This window comes from Streptomyces sp. NPDC091287 (assembly GCF_044768525.1).
Lineage (GTDB): Bacteria > Actinomycetota > Actinomycetes > Streptomycetales > Streptomycetaceae > Streptomyces.
Genome location: NZ_JBIVUV010000020.1, coordinates 74697 through 96634, shown reverse-complemented (window position 1 = coordinate 96634; position 21938 = coordinate 74697). Strand labels below are relative to the sequence as shown.

Genomic DNA, 21938 nt, shown 5'->3' with positions numbered 1-21938 from the left:
GGCTCTGTGCTGTTGCGGGGAGTCGCGGGCCTCAGACGTCCCGGCCATCGTGGGGGCGGTGCTCTGCGGCGATGCCGAACCTGCGCCGTTCGCCCTGAGCGGATGGCGCGGAGCCGATCGAGGAGACCGAGCTGATCACCTGCTCCTCGGCAGCCGCTTCATCGGTTTCAAGTCGTTGCAGGTCAGCGGCGGAAACCAAGGCGATGAGCGGCTTGCCGTGCCGCGTCACCACCACACGTTCACCGCCGTAGACAACGCGGTTGATCAGTTCGGCGAGCTCCGCCCGTGCTTGCGTCACCGGAATCTCGTAAGCCATAGTCCCCATCATAACCTTCTGTACGTCCTGTACATTTCTTACGGACGGACAGACGGATGGTCAGCTCCAGGAGAGAGGCACCGCCATGATCCGCCCCGCCGCCCGCTACGTACTGCCGGAGTTCACCGAGCGCACCGCGACCGGAACCCGGACGCTGGACCCGTACTCCAAGCTGCTGTCCGAGCGGATCGTCTTCCTCGGGAGCCCGGTCGACGACATCGCCGCGAGCGACCTCATCGCCCAGTTCATGTATCTGGAGCACGCCGATCCGGACCGGCCCCTGTCGCTCTACATCAACTCCCCCGGCGGCACGTTCCAGGCGATGGCGGCGGTCTACGACACGATGCGGTTCCTGACCTGCGAGGTGGAGACCTTCTGTCTGGGGCAGGCGGGCTCCTACGCGGCGGCCCTGCTGGCGGCCGGGGCGAAGGGGCGCCGACATGCGCTGCCCGGCGCGCGGGTAGTCATTCAGCAGCCCGCCATGGAGGAACCGATGCGGGGCCAGCCGTCCGACCTGGAGATCCACGCGCGCGAACTGGTGCGCACCCGCGAGATGTTCGCGGCCATGCTGGTCCGGGACACGGGCCGGACCGCGGAGCAGATCACCGCCGACATCGAGCGCGACACCATCCTCGACGCCAAGGCCGCCCTCGCCTACGGGCTGGTCGACCACGTCATGGAGAACCGCTGACTCTCCCGGCCGCCGTACGACGCGAGGTGAAACGCCGATGGAGCCACCCCAGTTCCCGCCCCTGCCCGCGCTGACCCGGGCCGAGGGCGAGTTCGTCGACTGCTATCTGGCCGTGCTCGACCAGGTGGGCCGGATCAACCCGGCCCGTGGCAGCGACACCTACAGCGCGCTGCGGGCCGCCCAGGCCCTGGCCTCCCGGGCGGCCGCGCTGCGCGACGCCCTGGCCCTGATGCACGAGCGCGGCGAGTCGCGGATCCACGCCGCCACCCTGGCGCGGGCCCTGCGCGTCCTGGACGGGGAGCGCCGGGCGGGCCGGGTCGCGGTGCCGCCGCCCGTGAACTGACCGGCCCCGCGCACGGGAAGCGCGCTACGGGAGCGGGCCGGTCGGTCCCGCGCACGACACGCCCGGTCGGGGGACCGATTCGTCTCGCTCGTTCGGCGTAGGCGATCACCCGCCCGAGCGACGGCTCAACTTGCGTTCGATGCGCGGTCCGTACTCGAAATGCCCCCTTTCGTCGCTGGTACGAGGGTGTGCGCCCGGCTCGCGGGCGAGCGCGAATCCGACCTGTCCACCCGAATGGATCAGTGGTGAGGAGACTCACAAACCGCTGTTTCAGCTCGGAATTCCGGCATCGAGTGAGTCAAGATCCCTGGGACGACAAGCCCCCGCCACCGCGGCGGGGCGGTCCGGGCGGACGCCGAGTCCTGCCGCCGCCCGGATGACTGGTCGACAGGAGTGGATCGGCAGGAGTGGAGGACCCGAGCACAACGGGCCGCCCGGGAGACCGGGAAGCCCTCGGGGTGAAGCCGCGACAGCGGCCGGGCAACTTCGCCAGCCCGAACCCGACAGGTCATCCTTCACAGGCGGCTGACGAAGGGTTGCGCATGTCTGCGCAGGTTCATGTCCCGTCTCTGTTCGCCCGGGTCGGTACGGCCTCGGTACTCACCCTGGCTGTGACGTCCACGATGCTGGCGCCCGGTCTGGTGAACGATGCCGAGGCCGCCACCCACTCGACGAAGGCCCTGAAGGTCGCCGCGTCGAAGAAGGGGGCTCCCTACAAGTACGGAGCGGCCGGTCCCAGCCGCTTCGACTGTTCGGGGCTGACGGTCTATTCGTTCAAGAAGGCCGGCAAGAAGCTTCCCCGCACGGCACAGCAGCAGTACAACAAGACCCGCCACATCGGGAAGTCGCAGCGCAAACGCGGCGACCTCGTCTTCTTCCATTCGGGTCGCAGCGTCTACCACGTGGGCATCTACGCCGGGGCCGGGAAGATCTGGCACTCCCCCAAATCGGGGGACGTGGTGAGACTGGCCAAAATCTGGTCCAAGAGCGTCTGGTACGGACGGGTCCGCTGACCCACCGACCGGACGCTCTTTCCGTGCGGGCGGCCCGGCCCGGCCCCTCCTCGGGGCCGCCCGCATACCGCCCGCGCCCTCAGCGCAGCAGGGGGCCGGTGACCAGCGCCAGTCCCAGACCGGTGAGCGCCACACCGCTGCCGCCCTCGATGGCGCGGGCGGTACGCGGGCGGCGCAGCCACCGGCCCAGCCGGTCCACGAGCAGGGCGACGGCCGGGAACCAGATCAGCGCCAGCGCCACCACCAGGGCCGCGAGCAGCAGGGTCCTGGGCAGCGGCGGCTGACCGTGGGGCACGAACTGCGGGAGCAGGCTGAGGAAGAGGACCGGGGCCTTCGGGTTGAGCGCGTTGGTCAGGAACCCCTGACGCAGCGCGCGTCCGAACTCCCCGGTCACGGGCCGCCCCGGCTCGTCCTCCCGCGTACCGGAGGGTGAGCCGGAGCTGTCCTGCGAGGGCCGGCGGCGGATCGCGTACAGCGCGCTGATCCCGAGGTAGAGCACGTACGCGCCGCCGAGCAGCTGGACGGTACGGAAGAGCACCGGCATGGTCACCAGCACCGCGGCGAGTCCGGCGACCGCGAGCGCGGTGTGCACCAGCAGCCCTCCGGCGACGCCGAACGCGGTGGCCAGGCCCGCGATGCGCGAGGCCAGGGCGTTGCGTACGACGACGGTGAAGTCGGCGCCGGGCAGTGCGACCATTCCGGCGGCGACCCCGGTGAAGGCGATCAGTTGTGCGTCCATGGGTCCACCTTGGACCGGCGGAGCCTTTAGCATGTATTTGCAATCTTCTGGGTCTGCCTAAAGGAACGCTTTCATGTACGACCCGACACGGCTCGCGGCACTCGTGGCGGTCGCGGAGGCCGGATCGATCACCCGGGCCGCCGCCCGCCTCGGCTACACCGCACCCGCGCTCTCCCAGCAGCTGGCCAAACTGGAGCGGGAGGCCGGGGCGGCACTGCTCGTGCGCCACCACCGCGGGGCGCGGCTGACGGCGGCGGGCGAGCTGCTGGCGGGCCGGGCCCGGCGAGTCCTGGACGAGCTGGACCAGGCGCGGCACGAGCTGGCTCAGCTGGCCGGGCTCTCGGGCGGCAGGCTGCGGGTGGGGACGTTCACGACGGCCGGGATCCATCTGCTGCCGCCGGTCCTGAGCGCGTTCCGGCGGGCCCATCCGGAGGTCGAGCTGGCCGTCGCCGAATACGAACCGCCGGGCGGCATCGCCGCAGTGGTCGCGGGCGAGGTGGATCTCGCCCTGACCCACGCCTACGAACCGGCGGCGGCCGAGCCCCCGTCGGCGGGCGTTCTCGTCGAACCCCTGCTGGTCGAGGAGCTGGTGCTGGTCGCCTCGGTGGGCCACCGGCTCTCCGAGGGCACCGGGCGGCTGCCGGTCGGCGAGCTGGCGGGGCGGCCGCTGATCAGCAGCGCGCCCACCCATCCGCCCCGGCGCGGGGTCGAGAACGCGCTCGCCGAGGCCGGGGCGACACCGGCGGTGGTCTGCGAGTCGCCCGGGTACGCGCTGGTGTGCGCGCTGGTCAGCGCGGGGCTCGGGGTGGCGGTGGTGCCGGAGATGGTCGCCTCAATGTCCTCGGCCCCGCTGTCGGTCCGGCGGCTGGAGCCCGCCTCGTTCCGCCGGACCATCTCGGTCGTGCACCGGGGCGACCGGTCGACCGCGGCGGCGGCGACGCTGCTCGCGCTGCTGCGCAGCGGCTTCGGCCGTGGGAGCACGGCCCCCGCGCGATGAGCCTCACCGGGGTCAGCCCTGGATCGGGACGACCCAGGGGAGGGCGATCCAGACCGTCTTGCCGCCCTCGGCGGTCGGGGTCACCTGGAGCCGCCCGCCACGCTCCTTGGCCAGGGCCCGAATGATGACCATGCCCCGGCCGTTGTCCTGCCGGACGGCGGCGGGCAGCCGCTGGGGCCAGCGGGGGTGACTGTCCGTGACGCCGAGATACAGCTCCTCGTCGCGTTCGAGGCGCAGATCCACGGTGAAGGTGGGCGACTGGCCGAACGTGTGCTGGACGGCGTTGGTGGCCAGCTCCGAGATGATCAGCCGGATGGTGTCGGCGAACTCGGTGTCGTCGGGCAGCCCCCATTGGGCCAGGGTCCTGGCCACATGTCTGCGGGCCGACGAGACCGAGACCGGATCGGTCGGCAGCGTGACGGTTGCTTCCTGATGGTCTGCCATGGCGACGCCGTCCCTTTCCCGCCCTGGCCGACCGGCGGCCGGCCAGGATTGTGCTTCGCGCCAGATTGCCATTGATGCAGCTCCCTGTAACGACGTTCGGCCAAGATATGCATATATCTGTCGCTCGAAGCGGTGAATTCGGGACCCGTACGGCGTGGACGGGCGGCACACTGACCCCTCTGCGGGCCGGCCCCGGTGACGGACCGGCCCTTCCCGACAGCAGAAGGAGACCGGCATGCTGCACGGCCCCGTCGTCCGACGCCGCAAGCTCGGTGAGGAGCTGCGGAGTCTGCGCCACGCCTCCGGGCTGACCAGCCGGGACGCGGCGCGGCTGCTCGGCTGGCACCAGTCGAAGGTGAGCCGCATCGAGACGGGCGCGAGCGGGGTGACGCCCGCCGACGTGTCACGGCTGCTGGACGTCTACGCGGTGCGCGACACCCAGTTGCGTTGCCTGCTCGAAGTCCTCGCGGGGTCGGCGGGCGGCGGCGGTTCGGGCTGGTGGCATGCCTACCGCGGGCTGATCCCGCCGCAGTACCGGGACTTCATCAGCCTGGAGTCGCAGGCCAGCACGGTCCGGACGCTGGAGACCTCGGTGGTGCCGGGGCTGCTCCAGACCGCCGGATACGCACGTGCCGTGACCCGCGCCTCGCTGGACGGCTTACCGGACGGCCGGCTCGACTCGCTGGTCGAGGTCCGGCTGACCCGCCAGCGGGTGCTGCGCGCGAGTCCGCCGCTGCGCTTCACCGCCGTGCTGGACGAGGCGGTGCTCCGCCGCGAGGTGGGTGGGCCGCAGGTGATGAGGGACCAGCTGCAACATCTGATCCAGGTTGCCCAACTTCCGCATGTGCAACTGCAGTTGCTGCCGTTCTCGGTCGGCGGATACGTCGGCCTCACCGGACCTTTCGTTATTTTCTCTTTTCCGAACATTTCTGATCTGGATGTGGTCGTTCTTGACCACTTGACGAGTAGCCTCTACCTGGAGCGGAAAGAAGACCTCGACGCGTACAGCTCGGCCTTCCGTTCCTTGCAGGCACACGCGCTCTCACCAGAACGCTCGCTGGACCTCATCACCGAGATCAGACGCAGCTGAGGGGCCGCCATGTCAGACCGTCTCGCACTGTCCGCCGCAACACCGTCGTCCACCGCGCCGCCCACCCCGCGGTGGCGGCGCAGCAGCCGCTCGACCGGGATGAACAACTGCGTGGAGACCGCCCTGTTGGGCGGCGCACTCCTCGCCGTACGCGACTCCAAGGACGTGCGCCGGCCGCCGCTGCGCTTCTCCGCGGCGGCCTGGACCACCTTCGTGGACGGGCTCGGCCCGCACGGGGCCCGTCCACGGCGCTTCAACTGACCGGAGCGTCCACCTGCCGGGGAGCGGTGGCGAGGACCGTGGCCACCGCGGTCGTGATCTGCTCCTCGGTCAGGTCGGCGCGCGCGGTCAGCCGCAGCCGCGAGACGCCGTCCGGTACCGACGGTGGGCGGAAGCAGCCCACCGCCATCCCGGCCGCGCGGCAGTCGGCCGCCCAGCGCACGGCCGCGTCCGCCGAGGGCGCCCGGACGGAGACGACGGCCGCATCGGGCCGGACCGCCCTCAGCCCGGCCGCGGTGAGCCGGGTGAACAGCGCGGTGGCCACCTCACGGGCGCGGGCCGCACGTTCGGGCTCCCGGCGCAGCACCCCGAGGGCGCCGAGCGCGCCGCCGACCGCCGCCGGGGCGAGTCCGGTGTCGAAGATGAACGTTCGGGCCGTGTTGACCAGGTGGTCGATGACCCGGGCGGGCCCCAGGACCGCTCCGCCCTGGCTGCCCAGGGACTTGGACAGGGTGAGCGTGGCCACGACCCCGTCGCGGCCCGCCAGCCCGGCCGCGGTGAGCGCGCCGCGACCGCCCTCGCCCAGCACTCCGAGGCCGTGGGCGTCGTCGACCAGCAGGGCCGCGTTCGCGGAACGGCAGACCTCCGCCAGGGCGGGGAGCGGGGCGGCGTCGCCGTCGACGGAGAAGACCGAGTCGGTGACGGCGAGGGCCCGCCCGTCGTGTTCCCGCAGGGCCTTCTCGAACGCGTCGGGGTCTGCGTGGGGCACGACGGCGGTCCCGGCGCGGGAGAGCCGGCAGCCGTCCACGATCGAGGCGTGGTTGCCGGCGTCGGAGACGATGAGGGAGCCGCGCCCGGTCAGCGCGGTCAGCGCGGCGAGATTGGCCGCGTACCCGGAGGAGAGCACGAGGGCCGCCTCGAAACCGCAGAACGCGGCGAGCTCCCGTTCCAGCTGGGCGTGCAGGGCGGTGGAGCCGGTGACCAGCCGGGACCCCGTCGCCCCCGCCCCCCAGCGTTGGGCGGCGCCGGCGGCGGCGGCGGTGACCTCCGGGTGCCGGGTGAGGCCCAGATAGTCGTTGCTCGCGAGGTCCAGCAGCTCCGGCTCGGCGCCGCGCGGACGCAGGGTCCGTACGAGTCCGGCGGTGGCCCTGCTGCGGGCCTCGGCGTCGATCCAGTCGAACGGGGCGAAGGACATGGGGCGGTCCCTTGGGTAGGCGGGCCCTCGGCGGGCGGCTCCGCGCGGACGGTCCGGTGCGGACGGTCCCTTTGTAGGCAGCCAACAGACCCTAGCCGGGTGCGCAGCAGGTCAGGGTGTGGCAATACACACACCCTCGCCCGGGTCTCCTGTCTGGTTCCTCCTTGGCTGGAAGCGGTGCCGTACGTCAGGATCATCTTTCATGGACCTGCTGAACACGCTGGTGGACAAGGGGCTGCGGCGCGAACTGCCGACCCGCGAAGAAGCGCTCGCCGTACTGGCGACCTCCGACGACGAGCTGCTCGACGTGGTGGCGGCCGCCGGGAAGGTGCGCCGTCAGTGGTTCGGGCGGCGCGTCAAGCTCAACTATCTGGTCAACCTGAAGTCGGGGCTCTGCCCCGAGGACTGCTCCTACTGCTCGCAGCGGCTCGGTTCGAAGGCCGGGATCCTCAAGTACACCTGGCTGAAGCCGGACGAGGCGTCCAAGGCCGCCGCCGCCGGAGTGGCGGGCGGCGCCAAGCGGGTCTGCCTGGTCGCGAGCGGGCGCGGCCCGACGGACCGGGACGTCGACCGGGTCTCGAAGACCATCGAGGCGATCAAGGAGGAGAACGAGGGCATCGAGGTCTGCGCCTGCCTCGGCCTCCTCTCCGACGGACAGGCCGACCGGCTGCGTTCGGCGGGCGCCGACGCGTACAACCACAACCTCAACACGTCCGAGGAGACGTACGGGGCGATCACCACCACCCACACGTACGCGGACCGGGTGGAGACCGTGCAACAGGCCCAGGCCGCCGGGCTCTCGGCGTGTTCCGGGCTGATCGCCGGGATGGGCGAGAGCGACAAGGACCTGGTCGACGTCGTGTTCGCACTGCGGGACCTGGACCCGGACTCGGTGCCGGTGAACTTCCTGATCCCGTTCGAGGGAACGCCGCTCGCCAAGGAGTGGAACCTCACCCCGCAGCGCTGCCTGCGCATTCTGGCGATGGTCCGCTTCGTCTGCCCCGACGTCGAGGTCCGGCTCGCCGGGGGCCGTGAGGTGCACCTGCGCTCGATGCAGCCGCTGGCGCTCCACCTGGTCAACTCCATCTTCCTGGGCGACTACCTGACGAGTGAGGGCCAGGCCGGCCAGACCGACCTGGACATGATCGCGGACGCCGGTTTCGAGGTGGAGGGCGCGGGCACGACGACGCTTCCGCGCCACCGGGCCGACGCCCTGAGCGGCGGCTGCGGGACGCGGGACGCCACCGCGAGGTCCGGCTGCGGATCGCACGAGGACTCCGGAGCCGGTGGCTGCGGTTCCCACGGTGGCGACGGGGGCTGCGGGCCGTGCGGTGGGCACGGGGAGCGGGAGCCGGTGGCTGTCGCCGACTCCGACGCCGGGAAGAGCGTCCCGGTGGCGCGTACGGACGCCAACGGCGCGGCGCGCACGGATCTGGTGGCGGTGCGCCGGCGCGGCGCGGGAACGGATCTCGCGCCCAATGCCTGAGCCGTACGCCCCCGCACTCCCCCTGCCCGCCGCGCCGAAGCCGTACGCCCCCGACGAACTGCGGGCGCTGGACCGGGCGCACGTCTGGCATCCGTACGGTCCGATGCCGGGCCGCCAGGAGCCGCTGATCGTGGAGTCGGCCTCCGGCGTACGGCTCCGGCTCGCCGAACCCGTCGAGGGGCGGCGCGAGTTGGTGGACGGCATGTCCTCCTGGTGGTCGGCGGTGCACGGATACAACCACCCGGTCCTCAACGAGGCGGCACGCGGCCAGCTGGACCGGATGAGCCATGTGATGTTCGGCGGGCTCACCCATGAGCCCGCCGTCCGGCTGGCGACCCGGCTGGTGGAGATCACCCCCGGGCCGCTCCAGCACGTCTTCCTCGCCGACTCGGGGTCCGTCTCCGTGGAGGTCGCGGTCAAGATGTGCCTCCAGTACTGGCGCTCGGCCGGGCGTCCGGCCAAGCAGCGGCTGCTGACCTGGCGCGGGGGCTATCACGGGGACACCTGGCAGCCGATGTCGGTGTGCGACCCGGAGGGCGGGATGCACGAGCTGTGGTCGGGGTCCCTGCCCCGCCAGGTCTTCGCCGACGCCCCGCCGGACGGCTTCGACGCGGAGCCGGACCCCGCCTATGTGAACCATCTGCGGGAGCTGATCGCCGCGCACGCCGACGAGCTCGCGGCGGTCATCGTGGAGCCGGTGGTGCAGGGGGCCGGCGGGATGCGGTTCCACTCCCCCGCCTATCTGCGGGTCCTGCGCGAGGCCTGCGACGAGCACGACGTCCTGCTGGTCCTCGACGAGATCGCGACCGGTTTCGGGCGTACGGGCAAGCTGTTCGCCGCCGGGCACGCCGGGATCTCGCCGGACGTCATGTGCGTCGGCAAGGCCCTGACCGGCGGTTATCTCACGATGGCGGCGACGCTGTGCACCACCCGAGTGGCCGAGGGCATCTCCAGCGGCGAGGTGCCGGTGCTGGCGCACGGCCCGACGTTCATGGGCAATCCGCTGGCCGCCTCGGTGGCCTCGGCCTCCGTGGACCTGCTGCTCGGGCAGGACTGGGAGGGCGAGGTGGCGCGGATCGGCGCGGGCCTGCGCTCCGGCCTCGCTCCCGCCGCGGACCTCGCCGGGGTGGTGGACGTACGCGTCCTGGGAGCGATCGGGGTCGTCCAGCTCGACCACGAGGTGGACATGGCGGCGGCGACCCGCGCGGCCGTGCGCGAGGGCGTCTGGCTGCGGCCGTTCCGCGATCTCGTCTACACGATGCCGCCGTACGTCACCGAGGACGAGGACGTGGCGCGGATCTGCCGGGCCGTGTGCGCGGCGGCACGGGAGGGCTGAGCCGATATGTCGACGATTCTGGTGGTGTCCGGCACGGGCACGGAGATCGGCAAGACCGTGGTGACCGCCGCGGTGGCGGCCGCCGCGCGGGGCCGCCGGGTCGCGGTGCTCAAGCCCGCGCAGACCGGGCTCGCCCCCGGGGAGCCGGGCGACGCGGCCGAGGTCGCGCGCCTGGCGGGGAGCCAGGTGACGGCGGTCGAACTGGCCCGCTTTCCGGAGCCGTTGGCTCCGGCCACGGCCGCCCGGCGGGCGGGGCTCGTGCCCGTGCGGCCGTACGAGGTCGCCGAGGCCGCGGAGAAGCTGGCCACCGAGCACGATCTCGTGCTGGTGGAGGGTGCGGGCGGGCTGCTCGTGCGGTTCGACGACGAGGGCGGCACCCTCGCGGACGCGGCCCGGCTGCTGGCCGCGCCGGTCCTGCTGGTGGCCCCCGCGGGCCTGGGCACGCTGAACGCCACCGCGCTGACGGCAGAGGCTCTGCGGAACCGGGGGCTGAGCTGCCGGGGCGTCGTGATCGGCAGCATGCCGGCGGAGCCCGACCTCGCGTCCCGCTGCAACATCGAGGACCTGCCGGTGGCGGCCGGTGCACCGCTGCTCGGCGCGGTACCGGCCGGCGCGGGCTCACTGTCGGGCGCCGCCTTCGCGGCACGCGCGCCGGGCTGGCTGGCTCCGGAGCTCGGAGGGACCTGGGCGGCCCCGCGCTGACGGGCGCGCGCGGGGGTGGCGCCCGGGCGGCCTCGGGGGTTCCCGCCGGGACGATCCGGGGTGAACAGGGGATTCCCGCCGGGACGATCCGGGGGAGAATCGTGGAGGAACGTCACGTCCACTCCTCAAGCGTCACGTCCACTCCTCAGCGGAGGTCGTCATGCAACTGCGCAGCAGGAAGCTCCCCCGGGACGCCGTGCACCACCCGGTCTTCGCCCGCTTCTACGCACGGGTGAGCGTGACCGCCGACCTGAAGGGCGGCATCGCCGCGTACCGCGAGGAGCTGCTGTCGGGGCTCTCCGGCCGGGCCATCGAGATCGGCGCCGGTAACGGGCTGAACTTCGCCCACTATCCCGGCGCCGTCTCGGAGGTCGTGGCGCTGGAGCCGGAACGCTCGCTGCGGCAGCTCGCCGTCCGCTCCGCCCTGCGCGCGGAGGTGCCGGTGGACGTGGTGCCGGGGGCCGCCGAGGCGCTGCCGGTCAAGAGCGAGGCCTTCGACGGGGCGGTGGCGTCCCTGGTCCTGTGCACCGTACGGGATCTGCCCCGGGCGCTCGCCGAGATCAGGCGGGTCCTGCGGCCCGGCGGCGAACTGTGGTTCTTCGAGCACGGGTCGGCGCCGGGCCGGGCGCTGGCCACGGCGCAGCGGGTGGCCGACCGGACCCTGTGGCCGCTGCTCTTCGGCGGCTGTCACACGGCCCGGGACCCGCTGGCCGCGATCGAGGCGGCGGGCTTCGAGATGGGCACGTACCGCAGGCTGCGGATTCCGGAGACGGGCCTCCAGGTGCCCTCCTCCCCCTGTGTGCTGGGCGTGGCCCGCAAGCCGTTCACCGAGGACTGAGGGCCGAGAGCTGGGGCCGAACCGGATGGTGGAGCGCTTCGCCCGGTCTGTCGTGGCGTGTTCCGTCCGGCCTCACACGCTCCACTGCCGCAGCTCGTCGGCGATGGCGCGCACGTCCGCCTTGCCCTGCTTCACCAGCAGCGCCAGATCGCGGACCTGCTCGGGCGAGGTGATGACCTTGAGCCCGGAGGCGACGAGGTAGCCGTAGGCGACGGCCGAGGCGAACATCGCGTTGGAGTGTTCGAGGGCGGGCACGTGCAGGAGCAGTTGCAACAGGGCGGCTGCCCGCGCGTGCGGGTCGCTGTAGACGGCGCTGCCGAAGATCTCCGCGTCATGCCGTGCGACGGCGGCGACGAGCGCACCCCAGTCGACGACCTGCGGGTCTCCGGGCGTCTTGTGCTCGGCGACCATCAGCAACCAGGAAAGGTCGATCCGAAGGTTCAACGGGTGCCTTCGCGCTCCGGGCCGAACTCCTCGGCGAACACCGACTCGTACTGCTTCATGAAGTCGGCCGCGGCCTCGACGAAGGTGTGTCCCACCTCGCCCGCGTCCTGCTGGACGAGTTCCTCTATGTAGCGGTTCACGCTCATCCCCCTCTGCAGCGCGCGCTGCCGCGCGGCCTCGGCGGTGGCCTCGTCCACTCGAACGTTCAGCTGAGTCTTGGGCACCCGACCACGCTAGCGCGGCCGTGCTAGCACCGGCAAGGGGAGCGCGGGGGCGGGGGCGCGGGGCGCCGCGCCCGGACTGTGGAATGCGATCGACGCCCTGTCGCCGCGGATGGTGGGATGGCCGTCATGAACGATCTTTCGATACGGTCCGCGACCCCGGCCGATCTGGACACGGTCCTCGCCTTCTGGAAGGTGGCCGCCGAGGGCACCAGCATCAGCGACGACGGGGACGGGGTCGCACGCCTGGTGGAACGCGACCCCGACGCCTTGATACTCGCGGAGCGGGAGGGAGCGCTGGTGGGCACGGTCATCGTGGGCTTCGACGGCTGGCGCTGCCATCTCTACCGGCTCGCGGTCCACCCGGACCAGCGGCGCCGGGGCGTGGGCGGCGCCCTCCTGGCGGCGGCCGAGGAACGGTTCGTCGCGCTGGGCGGGCGGCGCGCCGACGCCATGGTCCTCGACCGCAACACATCGGCCCACCCCGCCTGGCGCGCGGCGGGCTACGAGCCCCAGCCGCAGTGGAGCCGCTGGGTGAAGCACCTGACCGGCTGAGCGGTAGGGCGGGCGCCGCTGGGCAGACGCCCTACGATGACATGCCCTCCGTCACCCCCTGCCGAAAGGTGTGAACGTCCGTCCATGGACGAGCCTCCCAGTAGCCGACACCGCCGACACCGCGCGGTCCCCCCGCCCCTGCCCGATCATGGGACGGAGGTGAACCGATGATCGAAGTGCTGCTGCTGCTCGTCGCCCTGCTGCTCTGCGTCGCCTGCGGCGCGTTCGTCGCGGCGGAGTTCTCCCTGACCACGGTGGAGCGCGGCGAGCTCGAACGGGCTGTCGAGCGGGGCGACCGGGGTTCCGCGAGCGCGCTCAAGGCCGTCCGGAGCCTCACCTTCCAGCTCTCGGGGGCCCAGCTCGGCATCACCGTGACCAATCTGGTGATCGGCATGCTCTCCGAACCGTCCATCGCCAAGCTGATCCGCGGCCCCGTCGAAGCGGCGGGGCTGCCTCCCGCCGCCGCGTCCACCCTGGCGCTCGTCCTCGGCACGGCGCTGTCCACGGTGGTCCTGATGGTGGTCGGCGAACTGGTCCCGAAGAACTGGGCGATCTCCTCCCCGCTCGCCGTGGCCAAGGCGGTGGCCACACCGCAACGCGTGTTCACCGCGCTGTTCCGCCCCTTCATCAGCCACCTCAACAACACGGCCAACCGGATCGTGCGCCGCTTCGGTCTGGAACCGACCGAGGAGCTGGCCTCCGCCCGCAGTCCGCAGGAGCTGGTGGCGCTGGCCCGGCACTCCGCGAAGGCGGGTGCGCTGGAGGCGGACACGGCCGAACTGTTCGTCCGCACGCTGAACCTCTCGGAGCTGACCGCGGAGAACGTGATGACGCCGCGGGTGCAGGTGACCGCGTTGGAGCTGCGCGCGACGGCCGAGGACGTCGCCAACGCCACCCGGGCGACCGGTCTCTCCCGTTTCCCCGTCTACCGGGGCAGCCTGGACACCGTGGTCGGCGTGGCCCACATCAAGGACGTGCTGGCGATCCCCGCCGACCGGCGGCCCCACACGCGGATCTCGGAACTGCTGCGCGAGCCCCTGCTCGTACCGGAGACGCTCACCGTGGACCGGCTGCTGGACCGGTTGTCCGGAAGGCTCGCCATGGCCGTGGTGATCGACGAGTACGGCGGGACGGCCGGAGTCGCGACGTTGGAGGACATCGTGGAGGAAGTCGTCGGCGAGGTCCGGGACGAGCACGATCCGCACGAGACGCCGGACCTCGCCGCCGCCGGTGAGGACGCCGACGGGCGGACCCTGTGGTCGGCCGACGGAGCGGCGCGCACCGACCAGCTCCGCCGGATCGGTCTGCGGGTGCCGGACGGGCCCTACGAGACCCTCGCGGGGCTGATCGCCGCCGAGATCGGACGGATCCCGACGGTGGACGACAGCGTCGAGCTGGAGGGATGGCGGATCGACGTGGTCGACGCCTCGGGCCGCCGTGCCGCGCGGGCCCTGCTGCACGCCCCACTGCCGGGGGCCGAGGACCGGGCGGAGGACAAGCGGTGATCGTTCTCCAGCTCTTCATCGGCCTGCTGACCCTGGTGGCCAACGCCTTCTTCGTGGGCGCCGAATTCGCGCTGATCTCGGTGCGCCGCAGCCAGATCGAACCGGAGGCCGAGGCCGGGAACCGGCGGGCCCGCAGTGTCATCTGGGGCCTGGAACACGTCTCCGCGCTGCTCGCCGCCGCCCAGCTCGGCATCACGCTCTGCACCCTGGTGCTGGGCATCGTCGCCGAACCGGCCATCGCGCATCTGCTGGAGCCGGCCTTCGACGCGGTGGGGGTGCCGCACGGGCTGGTCCACCCGCTGTCGTTCGTCATCGCGCTGGGCGTGGCCACCTATCTGCACATGCTCCTGGGCGAGATGGTGCCGAAGAACATCGCGCTGGCCGAACCGGCGCGGAGTGCCCTGCTCCTGGGCCCCCCGCTGGTCGCGATGGCCCGTGCCCTTCGGCCGGTGATCTTCGCGATCAACGCGTTCGCCAACACCCTGCTCAAGCTGTTGCGGGTGGAGACGAAGGACGAGGTCTCCGCGACGTTCTCGGACGACGAACTGGCCCGGCTGGTCCAGGACGCCGGAGATGCCGGGCTGGTCGACGACCGCTCCGCGCAACGCCTCCACCACGCCCTGGAGCTGGGCCGCCGACCGGTGCGGGACGTGGTCATGCCCGTCGACCGCGTGCTGTACGCCAGGGTCGGCACCACCCCGGAGGAGCTGGAGCGGCTCTCGTCCGAGTCGGGGTTCTCCCGCTTCCCGGTGATGGACAGCGAGCAGCGCATCCTCGGGTACCTCCATGTGAAGGACGCCCTGGACGCGACGCCCCGGGACGTCCCCTTCCCGGTGACAGCGATGCGGCCGATCGCCCGCGTGCGGGCGGCGACTCCGCTGGACGACGTGCTCACCGCCCTGCGGCGCAGCCGGACCCATCTGGCGGCCGTTCTCGACGCGGACGGCCGACTGGCCGGCATGGTCACGATGGAGGACGTACTCCGCGAACTCGTTGGACGGCCGGGACCCCGCTGACCTGCTGGCCTCCCGGCCTACCGACCGGTACGCTGATCTGGCCATGGATTTGAATGCCTCCTACACCAGTCTCGTCGCGGTCGGCGACTCGTTCACCGAGGGCATGTCGGACCTGCTCCCCGACGGCGCCTACCGGGGCTGGGCCGACGTCCTCGCCGCCCGGCTCGCGGTCCGGTCCCCCGGTTTCCGGTACGCCAATCTCGCCGTACGCGGGAAGCTCATCGGCCAGATCGTCGACGAGCAGGTCGAGGCGGCGGCCTCGCTCCAGGCCGATGTGGTCACCCTCGTCGGCGGACTCAACGACACGCTGCGCCCGAAGTGCGACATGGGGATGGTCAGGGGGAGGCTCGAAGAGGCCGTGGAGCGTCTCGCACCGACCTGCAAGCAACTGGTGCTGATGCGCAGCCCCGGGCGGAGCGGGCCGGTGTTCGACCGGTTCCGCCCCCGGGTGGAGGCGCTGTTCGCCCTGATCGACGATCTGGCCGGGCAGCACGGCGCCGCGGTGGTGGATCTCTACTCCGCGCCCTCGATCGCCGATCCCCGGATGTGGGACGTCGACCGGCTCCATCTCAACACCGAAGGCCACCGGCGCGTCGCCGAGGCCGTCTGGCAGACCCTGGGACTGCCGACCGAACTGGAGTGGCGTGCGCGGATGCCCGCGACCGCGCCGCCGCGCTGGGCGGCCCGGCGAACGGAGGACATCCGCTTCGCCCGTCAGCACCTGGCCCCCTGGATCGGGCGGCGGCTCACCGGGCGCTCCTCAGGCGACGGGCGCTCGGGCGCCCAGTTCGACGCCACGACGGGCCGGGCCTTCTGGATCACGCCGACGGACGCGGAGAACCCGGGCCCGGTGACGGGGTGGCGCCGCGCCGTCTCCCCCGGCACCACGGTGGGCACCGCGGAGACCGACTGAACCGGTCGCCCGGGTCTGCACCCTCCCCCGCTCCTTCGTAGCAACCCACAAACCGGGGCGCGTCGCTGGCCTGCACAAACCGCCAGTAGAATCCCTTTACGTGACTGCTGTGTCTGCGAAGCCTCGCATCCCCAATGTCCTGGCCGGCCGCTACGCCTCCGCGGAGCTCGCCGTCCTCTGGTCCCCCGAGCAGAAGGTGAAGCTGGAGCGTCAGCTGTGGCTGGCGGTGCTGCGCGCTCAGAAGGACCTCGGGATCGAGGTGCCCGATGCGGCGCTGGCCGACTACGAGCGTGTGCTGGACCAGGTGGACCTGGCCTCGATCGCCGAGCGCGAGAAGATCACCCGGCATGACGTCAAGGCCCGGATCGAGGAGTTCAACGCCCTCGCCGGTCATGAGCAGGTCCACAAGGGCATGACCTCCCGGGACCTGACGGAGAACGTCGAGCAGCTCCAGATCCGCCTTTCGCTGGAGCTGATGCGCGACCGCACCGTGGCCGTACTGGCCCGGCTCGGCAAGCTCGCGGCGGAGTACCGCGAGCTCGTCATCGCCGGACGCTCGCACAACGTCGCCGCGCAGGCGACGACGCTGGGCAAGCGCTTCGCGACCGCGGCCGACGAGATGCTGGTCGCCCACGGCCGCCTGGAGGACCTCCTCTCCCGCTACCCGCTGCGCGGGATCAAGGGCCCGGTCGGCACGGCGCAGGACATGCTGGACCTGCTCGGCGGCGACGCGGGCAAGCTCGCCGACCTGGAACAGCGCATCGCCGGGCACCTCGGCTTCGCCGAGGCGTTCACCTCGGTGGGTCAGGTCTACCCCCGATCGCTCGACTACGACGTGGTCACCGCTCTGGTGCAGCTCGCCGCGGCGCCCTCCTCGGTGGCGAAGACGATCCGCCTGATGGCCGGCCACGAACTGGTGACCGAGGGCTTCAAGCCCGGCCAGGTCGGCTCGTCCGCGATGCCGCACAAGATGAACACGCGCTCCTGCGAGCGGGTGAACGGTCTGATGGTGATCCTGCGCGGCTACGCCTCGATGACCGGCGAGCTGGCGGGCGACCAGTGGAACGAGGGCGACGTGTCCTGTTCCGTGGTCCGCCGGGTGGCGCTCCCGGACGCGTTCTTCGCGTTCGACGGCCTCCTGGAGACCTTCCTGACGGTGCTGGACGAGTTCGGCGCGTTCCCCGCCGTCGTGGCGCGCGAGCTGGACCGCTACCTTCCGTTCCTGGCCACCACCAAGGTCCTGATGGGCGCTGTCCGGGCCGGAGTGGGCCGCGAGGTGGCGCACGAGGCGATCAAGGAGCACGCGGTCGCCTCCGCCCTCGCGATGCGCGAGCAGGGCGCCGAGCGCAACGAGTTGCTCGACAAGCTCGCCGCGGACGAGCGGATCCCGCTGGACCGCGCGCAGTTGGACGAGCTGATGGCCGACAAGCTCTCGTTCACGGGTGCCGCCGGCGACCAGGTTTCGTCGCTGGTCGCCCGGATCGAGAAGATCACCGAGCAGTACCCCGAGGCCGCGAAGTACGCCCCCGGCTCGATCCTCTGACCGGCACCGCCCTCACCGCATGACCCCCGAAGAGCTGAGCGCCGCCCGTGGCCGCATCGTCCCCGATGTGGCCGCGGGCGGTCTGCGCGTGCTCTTCTGCGGCATCAACCCGAGCCTGACGACGGCGGTGACGGGCCACCACTTCGCCCACCCCGGGAACCGGTTCTGGCCGGTCCTGCACCGCTCGGGTTTCACGCCCCGGCAGCTGCGTCCGTCGGAGCAGGCCGAGTTGCTCGGTCTCGGACTCGGCATATCACCAACGTGGTGGCGCGGGCCACGGCCCGGGCCGACGAGCTCGGCGCGGACGAGTTCCGGGAGGGCGGGGCCGCTCTGACGGCGAAGGTCGAACTGCTCGCGCCCCAGTGGCTCGCGGTGGTCGGCATCACCGCCTACCGCACGGCCTTCGGGGAGCCCCGGGCTCGGATCGGCCCCCAGGACCGCACGGTCGGCGGCGCCCGTGTGTGGGCTCTGCCCAACCCCAGCGGTCTCAACGCCCACTGGACGGTCCCGAGCATGGCCGACGAGTACGCCCGCCTCCGGGACGCCGTCCTCACCGGGCCCCCGACCGACCAGGCTGCCCCCGGCCCCGCGCCGACCGACTGAACCGCTCCGGCCCACGCCTCTCCCCCGGGCCTCACGCCCGCGCCTCTCCCCCCGGGCCTCACGCGTCCCGGTTGCGGACCGCCCACCAGCCCGCCAGGAGCGCTGCCGCCGCCCATAGGGCGGTCACCGCCAGGCCGGTCCACGGCCCCGGACCGTCTTCCGGATTCTGGTGCAACACCGCCTGCCCCGCGCGGTCGGGCAGATATGTCACCACCGCGGTGGCAACGTCCACCAACACGAAGGGGACGATGAGGAAGAGCGGTATGAGCAGGCCGAGCACCGCCACCGCGCTCCGCAGGAGCGCCGCGAGGCCCGCCGCGAGCAGTGCCATCAGCGCCAGGTAGATCCCCCCGCCGAAGGCGGCACGCAGCGCACCCGGGTGCCCCAGGCCCATCGCGTGCTCCCCCAGGAAGAGCTGACCGACCAGGAACGACGTGAAGCTGGTCACCAACCCGACGACGAGCGCCGATCCGCCGATCGCCGCCATCTTCGCCGCGTAGAGGAGGGAGCGTCGGGGAACCGCGGCAAGCGATATGCGCAGGGCTCCGTTGAGGAACTCGGAGGAGACCGCGGTCGCGCCGAACGCGATGGCCGCGATCTGCCCGAAGGTCAGCGCGAAGAAGGCGTTGAGGAGCGCATCGGATCCAGGCTGTTCCGCTTGCTCCTGGCCGGTGGTTCCCAGGATGAGCACGGTGATGGTGAGGGTGGTGGCGAGGACGGCCGTCAGGGAGCCGAGAATCGACCGTATCGATCTGATCTTGATCCACTCGGAGTGGAGTACCGCCGTCAGGGTCATGGTCACGCCTCCTGGCGGTTGCTGGTGGCCGAAGCGGCGAAGGGGGTGTCGTCCGCCGTGAGGTCGAGGTAGGCCTGCTCCAATGTGGCGCGCTCATCGCCCAGTTCGAGCAGGGGAATGCCTTCGCCGGCGACGATCGCGCCGATCTCCTCCGCCGTGACGCCGTCGATCACCCAGCGGCCGTCCTCGGCCTGCACTCCGGTCAGGCCCTTGGAGGCCAGCGCCGAGTGAAGCCTGCCCGGTTCGGTCGTTCGCAGGCGTACGCGGGGACGGCTACGCGAGTCGAGGAACTGCTTCATCGACATATCGGCGAGCAGCCGGCCCCGGCCGAGCACCACCAAGTGGTCGGCGAAGGAAGCGGTCTCGTTCATGAGGTGGCTGGAGACCAGCACCGTCCGGCCCTCGCGGGCGAGCCGCTTCATGAGTTCGCGGATCCAGATGATGCCTTCGGGATCCAGCCCGTTCGACGGCTCGTCGAGCATGACCACCCGCGGGTCGCCGAGCAGGGCGGCCGCGATGCCGAGACGCTGGCGCATGCCGAGGGAGAAGGACTTGATCCGCCGTGCGCCCACGTCGCCGAGCCCGGTCTCCTCCAGCACGGCCCTCACCCGCGACATGGGTATCCCGTTGCTCGCGGCGAGTACGGCCAGATGGCTGCGCGGTGTGCGTGAGCCATGGGCGGCCTGGGCGTCGAGCAGAGCGCCGACGCTGCGCAGCGGTTCGGTGAGCCGCGCATAGGGCCTCCCCCCGATCGTGGCCGAGCCGCCGGTCGGCCGGTCCAGGCCGAGGACGAGACGCATGGTCGTGGACTTGCCGGCGCCGTTGGGGCCGAGGAATCCGGTGACCCTGCCCGGTTGAACGCGAAAGCTGAGGCGGTCCACCGCACGGGTGGTTCCGTACTCCTTGGTGAGCTCGTGGACGTCGATGCTGGTCATGTCCACCAGCCTGGCCGGTACGCCGGGCGGCCCGCCTCCCCCGTCAGCGGGGATCGTCTCCCTCTCATGGGGGAGCCGGTGCGCCCGGCCCGCTGGGACGATGAGGACATGCACCGCATCCTCACCCCGCTGACCAGCGCGGTCACTTACAGCCGCTGGTTGCACATGTTCATTCCGGCTGCCGCGGCCAGTGTGTGGTTCTTCATCTCGGACCAGCTCTGGATGCCCCTGCTCTTCGCGGTGCCCGTGGGCCTCATACCCGCGATGCGGCTCGAGGAGGGTCTGCAGGCGCAGTTGCTGCTGACTCCGTCCGAGCGTGGGCAGCCCGACGCCTCCATCTCGGTGGCTTCCTCGACGAGTTGGGCGGAGCGGTGGCGGACCGTGCTCTGGCTGGAGGTGCGGCTCCTGATCTCGGCCGCGGCGATCATGGCCCTCTGGCTGCCCGTGGCGTCGATCGAGCTCGTCCTGTCGGCGACGGGCAGGCCTCCGGACGGGCTGGTCCAGGGCATGAGCCCGCACTGGTGGAACGCGCTGCTCGCACCACTGCCGATCATTCCGCTGCTCGTTCTGGTGGTGCTCGGCGGCCGGCTCAGTACGGCGGCCGCCCGGTGGCTGCTCGGCCCGTCGCCGACGGACCGGCTGAGCGTGCTGGAGGAGCTGACCGAGCAGTTGTTGGAGCGCAATCGCATGGCGCGGGAGCTGCACGATTCCATCGGCCATGCGCTGACGGTGGCGGTGGTGCAGGCCGGTGCGGCGCGGGCGGCGAATGATCCGGCGTTCACCGAGCGGGCGCTGGCCGCCATCGAGGAGACGGGGCGTGATGCGCTGGAGGACCTGGAGCGGGTGCTGCGGGTGCTGCGTGAATCCGGCACACCCGTGAGCCGGCGGCCGACGCTGGGAGAGGCGGAGCGACTGCTGGACTCCGCGAGGAGTTCCGGGGCGCGGGTGGATGCGCGGGTGTCCGGGGATCTCGGTCTGGTCCCGGCGCCGGTTTCGCGGGAGGGGTACCGGATTCTTCAGGAGAGCCTCACCAATGTGCTCCGTCACGCGGGGCCGGTACCCATCCGGGTGAGCATCACGGTGGCCGACGGGCGGCTGGAGTTGGAGGTGATCAATCCGCTCTCCGGGGCGGCCGGTCTGCCGGGGAGCGGCAGTGGGCTGCGCGGTATGCGGGAGCGGGCCGCGCTGCTGGGCGGGAAGGCGCGGATGGAGTCGCGGGAGGGCGATTGGCGGGTGCGCGTGAGCCTCCCGCTGGACGGCATACGCTGGTCGGATGCCCTTCACCGTTCTTCTGGTCGATGACGAGCCACTGGTACGCGCCGGACTGCGTGCCGTGCTGGAGGCCCAGCCCGATATCGAGGTGGTGGGCGAGGCGGCGGACGGCGCGGCGGTGCTCCCCCTGGTGAACCGGTTGCGGCCCGATGTGGTGGCGATGGATGTGCGGATGCCGCTGATGGACGGCATCGAGGCGACCCGGCTGGTGCTGCGTACGGTGCCGGATCCCCCGAAGATCCTGGTGGTGACGACATTCGAGAACGACGAGTACGTGTACGAGGCGTTGAGGGCGGGGGCGGACGGCTTTCTGCTCAAGCGAGCCAGGCCGGCGGAGATCGTGCATGCCGTGCGTCTGGTGGCCGAGGGGGAGTCCCTGCTGTTCCCGGCGGCGGTCCGGCAGCTCGCCGCCGAGTACGGCACGGACAAAGCACGGGCCGCTCTCGACCGGGCGGCGCTCACCGAGCGGGAGGCGGCGGTGCTCCGGTTGATGGCCCGAGGCCTGTCGAACGCGGAGATCGCGGCCACCCTCGTCGTCGGGACGGAGACGGTGAAAACCCATGTCAGCTCGGTTCTGGCGAAGTTGGGGGCCAGGGATCGTACCCAGGCGGTCATCGCCGCGTACGAGTCCGGGTTCGTCGCTCCGGGGTGACCGAGGTTGCGGCTCGATACCGGCTTCCCTCGCTGGCCGCAGGGCTCCCGGCCAGCGAGTACGATCCGGCAGAC

Annotated in this window: 25 protein-coding genes, 1 pseudogene and 1 riboswitch; of the genes and pseudogenes, 18 read left to right on the top strand and 8 right to left on the bottom strand. The window is 71.9% G+C overall.

Features of this window, described 5'->3' with window-relative positions:
• Positions 1 to 31 precede the first annotated feature (31 nt).
• A complete protein-coding gene (locus ACIQRW_RS30230; protein WP_274345935.1) occupies positions 32 to 316 on the bottom strand; it encodes a type II toxin-antitoxin system Phd/YefM family antitoxin in 285 nt (94 codons plus the stop codon).
• 85 nt (positions 317 to 401) lie between these two features.
• Between ACIQRW_RS30230 and ACIQRW_RS30225 the strand changes: the two genes are divergently transcribed.
• The 3 genes from ACIQRW_RS30225 to ACIQRW_RS30215 all read left to right on the top strand — a co-directional run bounded on the left by ACIQRW_RS30225 (position 402) and on the right by ACIQRW_RS30215 (position 2363).
• On the top strand, positions 402 to 1007 hold the full coding sequence (locus ACIQRW_RS30225; RefSeq protein ID WP_403766133.1) for an ATP-dependent Clp protease proteolytic subunit: 606 nt from the start codon (positions 402 to 404) through the stop codon (positions 1005 to 1007).
• Between the two features lie 37 nt (positions 1008 to 1044).
• Positions 1045 to 1350 carry a hypothetical protein gene (locus ACIQRW_RS30220; protein WP_403766130.1) on the top strand — a complete coding sequence of 102 codons (306 nt, stop codon included), beginning with the start codon at positions 1045 to 1047 and terminating at the stop codon, positions 1348 to 1350.
• Between the two features lie 353 nt (positions 1351 to 1703).
• Positions 1704 to 1889: riboswitch (cyclic di-AMP (ydaO/yuaA leader) on the top strand.
• Positions 1890 to 1892: 3 nt separating this feature from the next.
• Entirely contained in the window at positions 1893 to 2363 is a 471-nt protein-coding gene (locus ACIQRW_RS30215) for a C40 family peptidase (RefSeq protein ID WP_403766128.1), read from the top strand.
• Positions 2364 to 2442: 79 nt separating this feature from the next.
• On the opposite strand, the gene ACIQRW_RS30210 is transcribed toward ACIQRW_RS30215, so the two are convergent.
• Positions 2443 to 3102, bottom strand: a complete 660-nt coding sequence (locus tag ACIQRW_RS30210) for a LysE family translocator (RefSeq protein WP_403766125.1) — start codon at positions 3100 to 3102, stop codon at positions 2443 to 2445.
• Between the two features lie 73 nt (positions 3103 to 3175).
• Between ACIQRW_RS30210 and ACIQRW_RS30205 the strand changes: the two genes are divergently transcribed.
• Positions 3176 to 4099 carry a LysR family transcriptional regulator gene (locus ACIQRW_RS30205; RefSeq protein ID WP_403766122.1) on the top strand — a complete coding sequence of 308 codons (924 nt, stop codon included), beginning with the start codon at positions 3176 to 3178 and terminating at the stop codon, positions 4097 to 4099.
• Positions 4100 to 4111: 12 nt separating this feature from the next.
• Here ACIQRW_RS30205 and ACIQRW_RS30200 read toward each other — a convergent pair whose 3' ends face one another.
• Complete coding sequence (locus ACIQRW_RS30200) at positions 4112 to 4543, bottom strand: ATP-binding protein (RefSeq protein WP_361880232.1); 432 nt, start codon at positions 4541 to 4543, stop codon at positions 4112 to 4114.
• A gap of 235 nt (positions 4544 to 4778) precedes the next feature.
• Between ACIQRW_RS30200 and ACIQRW_RS30195 the strand changes: the two genes are divergently transcribed.
• Positions 4779 to 5633: a helix-turn-helix domain-containing protein gene (locus ACIQRW_RS30195; RefSeq protein ID WP_403766120.1), complete on the top strand. Its 855-nt coding sequence runs from the start codon at positions 4779 to 4781 to the stop codon at positions 5631 to 5633.
• A 9-nt stretch (positions 5634 to 5642) separates the two neighbouring features.
• Positions 5643 to 5894 (top strand): DUF397 domain-containing protein, encoded by a 252-nt coding sequence (locus ACIQRW_RS30190; protein WP_403766118.1) that lies wholly within the window; start codon positions 5643 to 5645, stop codon positions 5892 to 5894.
• Here ACIQRW_RS30190 and ACIQRW_RS30185 read toward each other — a convergent pair.
• Positions 5887 to 7047: an 8-amino-7-oxononanoate synthase gene (locus tag ACIQRW_RS30185; RefSeq protein ID WP_403766116.1), complete on the bottom strand. Its 1161-nt coding sequence runs from the start codon at positions 7045 to 7047 to the stop codon at positions 5887 to 5889. The two genes, ACIQRW_RS30190 and ACIQRW_RS30185, sit on opposite strands and share 8 nt — an antisense overlap.
• A 202-nt stretch (positions 7048 to 7249) precedes the next feature.
• Here ACIQRW_RS30185 and bioB point away from each other — a divergent pair, with 202 nt between their 5' ends.
• The 4 genes from bioB to ACIQRW_RS30165 all read left to right on the top strand — a co-directional run bounded on the left by bioB (position 7250) and on the right by ACIQRW_RS30165 (position 11409).
• Positions 7250 to 8533: a biotin synthase BioB gene (gene bioB, locus ACIQRW_RS30180; RefSeq protein WP_403766113.1), complete on the top strand. Its 1284-nt coding sequence runs from the start codon at positions 7250 to 7252 to the stop codon at positions 8531 to 8533.
• Entirely contained in the window at positions 8526 to 9869 is a 1344-nt protein-coding gene (locus ACIQRW_RS30175; RefSeq protein ID WP_403766110.1) for an adenosylmethionine--8-amino-7-oxononanoate transaminase, read from the top strand. The genes bioB and ACIQRW_RS30175 overlap by 8 nt, the downstream gene beginning before the upstream one ends.
• Before the next feature lie 6 nt (positions 9870 to 9875).
• Positions 9876 to 10571, top strand: coding sequence for a dethiobiotin synthase (bioD, locus tag ACIQRW_RS30170; protein ID WP_403766107.1), 696 nt, complete (start codon positions 9876 to 9878; stop codon positions 10569 to 10571).
• A 160-nt stretch (positions 10572 to 10731) separates the two neighbouring features.
• On the top strand, positions 10732 to 11409 hold the full coding sequence (locus ACIQRW_RS30165; protein WP_403766104.1) for a class I SAM-dependent methyltransferase: 678 nt from the start codon (positions 10732 to 10734) through the stop codon (positions 11407 to 11409).
• Between the two features lie 72 nt (positions 11410 to 11481).
• Here ACIQRW_RS30165 and ACIQRW_RS30160 read toward each other — a convergent pair whose 3' ends face one another.
• Both ACIQRW_RS30160 and ACIQRW_RS30155 read right to left on the bottom strand, forming a co-directional pair.
• Positions 11482 to 11853, bottom strand: a complete 372-nt coding sequence (locus ACIQRW_RS30160) for a hypothetical protein (RefSeq protein WP_018957883.1) — start codon at positions 11851 to 11853, stop codon at positions 11482 to 11484.
• The gene (locus tag ACIQRW_RS30155; RefSeq protein ID WP_010062312.1) at positions 11850 to 12077 is read right to left on the bottom strand and encodes a hypothetical protein; all 228 of its coding nucleotides are present in this window, start codon (positions 12075 to 12077) and stop codon (positions 11850 to 11852) included. The genes ACIQRW_RS30160 and ACIQRW_RS30155 overlap by 4 nt, the downstream gene beginning before the upstream one ends.
• Positions 12078 to 12194: 117 nt before the next feature.
• On the opposite strand from ACIQRW_RS30155, the gene ACIQRW_RS30150 reads away from it, so the two are divergent.
• The 6 genes and pseudogenes from ACIQRW_RS30150 to mug all read left to right on the top strand — a co-directional run bounded on the left by ACIQRW_RS30150 (position 12195) and on the right by mug (position 18209).
• Entirely contained in the window at positions 12195 to 12629 is a 435-nt protein-coding gene (locus ACIQRW_RS30150) for a GNAT family N-acetyltransferase (protein ID WP_403766101.1), read from the top strand.
• A 167-nt stretch (positions 12630 to 12796) separates the two neighbouring features.
• On the top strand, positions 12797 to 14134 hold the full coding sequence (locus ACIQRW_RS30145; RefSeq protein WP_403766098.1) for a hemolysin family protein: 1338 nt from the start codon (positions 12797 to 12799) through the stop codon (positions 14132 to 14134).
• Positions 14131 to 15150 (top strand): hemolysin family protein, encoded by a 1020-nt coding sequence (locus ACIQRW_RS30140; RefSeq protein WP_403766095.1) that lies wholly within the window; start codon positions 14131 to 14133, stop codon positions 15148 to 15150. The genes ACIQRW_RS30145 and ACIQRW_RS30140 overlap by 4 nt, the downstream gene beginning before the upstream one ends.
• A 43-nt stretch (positions 15151 to 15193) precedes the next feature.
• A complete protein-coding gene (locus tag ACIQRW_RS30135; RefSeq protein ID WP_403766092.1) occupies positions 15194 to 16063 on the top strand; it encodes an SGNH/GDSL hydrolase family protein in 870 nt (289 codons plus the stop codon).
• A 100-nt stretch (positions 16064 to 16163) separates the two neighbouring features.
• Positions 16164 to 17606, top strand: a complete 1443-nt coding sequence (gene purB, locus ACIQRW_RS30130; protein WP_403766089.1) for an adenylosuccinate lyase — start codon at positions 16164 to 16166, stop codon at positions 17604 to 17606.
• A 19-nt stretch (positions 17607 to 17625) separates the two neighbouring features.
• A pseudogene (gene mug, locus ACIQRW_RS30125) lies at positions 17626 to 18209 on the top strand (G/U mismatch-specific DNA glycosylase).
• 58 nt (positions 18210 to 18267) lie between these two features.
• Here the strand turns inward: mug and ACIQRW_RS30120 are convergent.
• Positions 18268 to 19005, bottom strand: a complete 738-nt coding sequence (locus tag ACIQRW_RS30120; protein WP_403766087.1) for an ABC transporter permease — start codon at positions 19003 to 19005, stop codon at positions 18268 to 18270.
• A 2-nt stretch (positions 19006 to 19007) separates the two neighbouring features.
• Positions 19008 to 19940, bottom strand: a complete 933-nt coding sequence (locus ACIQRW_RS30115; protein WP_403766084.1) for an ABC transporter ATP-binding protein — start codon at positions 19938 to 19940, stop codon at positions 19008 to 19010.
• 108 nt (positions 19941 to 20048) lie between these two features.
• Between ACIQRW_RS30115 and ACIQRW_RS30110 the strand changes: the two genes are divergently transcribed.
• A complete protein-coding gene (locus tag ACIQRW_RS30110) occupies positions 20049 to 21242 on the top strand; it encodes a sensor histidine kinase (protein ID WP_403766081.1) in 1194 nt (397 codons plus the stop codon).
• Positions 21214 to 21864 (top strand): response regulator, encoded by a 651-nt coding sequence (locus ACIQRW_RS30105; RefSeq protein ID WP_403766078.1) that lies wholly within the window; start codon positions 21214 to 21216, stop codon positions 21862 to 21864. The genes ACIQRW_RS30110 and ACIQRW_RS30105 overlap by 29 nt, the downstream gene beginning before the upstream one ends.
• Positions 21865 to 21938 lie beyond the last annotated feature (74 nt).

Coding starts and splice junctions, on each gene's coding strand:
- ACIQRW_RS30150 (WP_403766101.1), top strand. CDS start 12,195: ATGGCCGTCATGAACGATCTTTCGATACGGTCCGCGACCCCGGCCGAT.
- bioB (WP_403766113.1), top strand. CDS start 7,250: ATGGACCTGCTGAACACGCTGGTGGACAAGGGGCTGCGGCGCGAACTG.
- ACIQRW_RS30145 (WP_403766098.1), top strand. CDS start 12,797: ATGATCGAAGTGCTGCTGCTGCTCGTCGCCCTGCTGCTCTGCGTCGCC.
- ACIQRW_RS30200 (WP_361880232.1), bottom strand. CDS start 4,543: ATGGCAGACCATCAGGAAGCAACCGTCACGCTGCCGACCGATCCGGTC.
- ACIQRW_RS30230 (WP_274345935.1), bottom strand. CDS start 316: ATGGCTTACGAGATTCCGGTGACGCAAGCACGGGCGGAGCTCGCCGAA.
- ACIQRW_RS30110 (WP_403766081.1), top strand. CDS start 20,049: ATGCACCGCATCCTCACCCCGCTGACCAGCGCGGTCACTTACAGCCGC.
- ACIQRW_RS30115 (WP_403766084.1), bottom strand. CDS start 19,940: ATGACCAGCATCGACGTCCACGAGCTCACCAAGGAGTACGGAACCACC.
- bioD (WP_403766107.1), top strand. CDS start 9,876: ATGTCGACGATTCTGGTGGTGTCCGGCACGGGCACGGAGATCGGCAAG.
- ACIQRW_RS30210 (WP_403766125.1), bottom strand. CDS start 3,102: ATGGACGCACAACTGATCGCCTTCACCGGGGTCGCCGCCGGAATGGTC.
- ACIQRW_RS30215 (WP_403766128.1), top strand. CDS start 1,893: ATGTCTGCGCAGGTTCATGTCCCGTCTCTGTTCGCCCGGGTCGGTACG.
- ACIQRW_RS30135 (WP_403766092.1), top strand. CDS start 15,194: ATGGATTTGAATGCCTCCTACACCAGTCTCGTCGCGGTCGGCGACTCG.
- ACIQRW_RS30120 (WP_403766087.1), bottom strand. CDS start 19,005: ATGACCCTGACGGCGGTACTCCACTCCGAGTGGATCAAGATCAGATCG.
- ACIQRW_RS30175 (WP_403766110.1), top strand. CDS start 8,526: ATGCCTGAGCCGTACGCCCCCGCACTCCCCCTGCCCGCCGCGCCGAAG.
- ACIQRW_RS30220 (WP_403766130.1), top strand. CDS start 1,045: ATGGAGCCACCCCAGTTCCCGCCCCTGCCCGCGCTGACCCGGGCCGAG.
- ACIQRW_RS30185 (WP_403766116.1), bottom strand. CDS start 7,047: ATGTCCTTCGCCCCGTTCGACTGGATCGACGCCGAGGCCCGCAGCAGG.
- ACIQRW_RS30165 (WP_403766104.1), top strand. CDS start 10,732: ATGCAACTGCGCAGCAGGAAGCTCCCCCGGGACGCCGTGCACCACCCG.
- ACIQRW_RS30105 (WP_403766078.1), top strand. CDS start 21,214: ATGCCCTTCACCGTTCTTCTGGTCGATGACGAGCCACTGGTACGCGCC.
- ACIQRW_RS30205 (WP_403766122.1), top strand. CDS start 3,176: ATGTACGACCCGACACGGCTCGCGGCACTCGTGGCGGTCGCGGAGGCC.
- ACIQRW_RS30195 (WP_403766120.1), top strand. CDS start 4,779: ATGCTGCACGGCCCCGTCGTCCGACGCCGCAAGCTCGGTGAGGAGCTG.
- ACIQRW_RS30190 (WP_403766118.1), top strand. CDS start 5,643: ATGTCAGACCGTCTCGCACTGTCCGCCGCAACACCGTCGTCCACCGCG.
- ACIQRW_RS30225 (WP_403766133.1), top strand. CDS start 402: ATGATCCGCCCCGCCGCCCGCTACGTACTGCCGGAGTTCACCGAGCGC.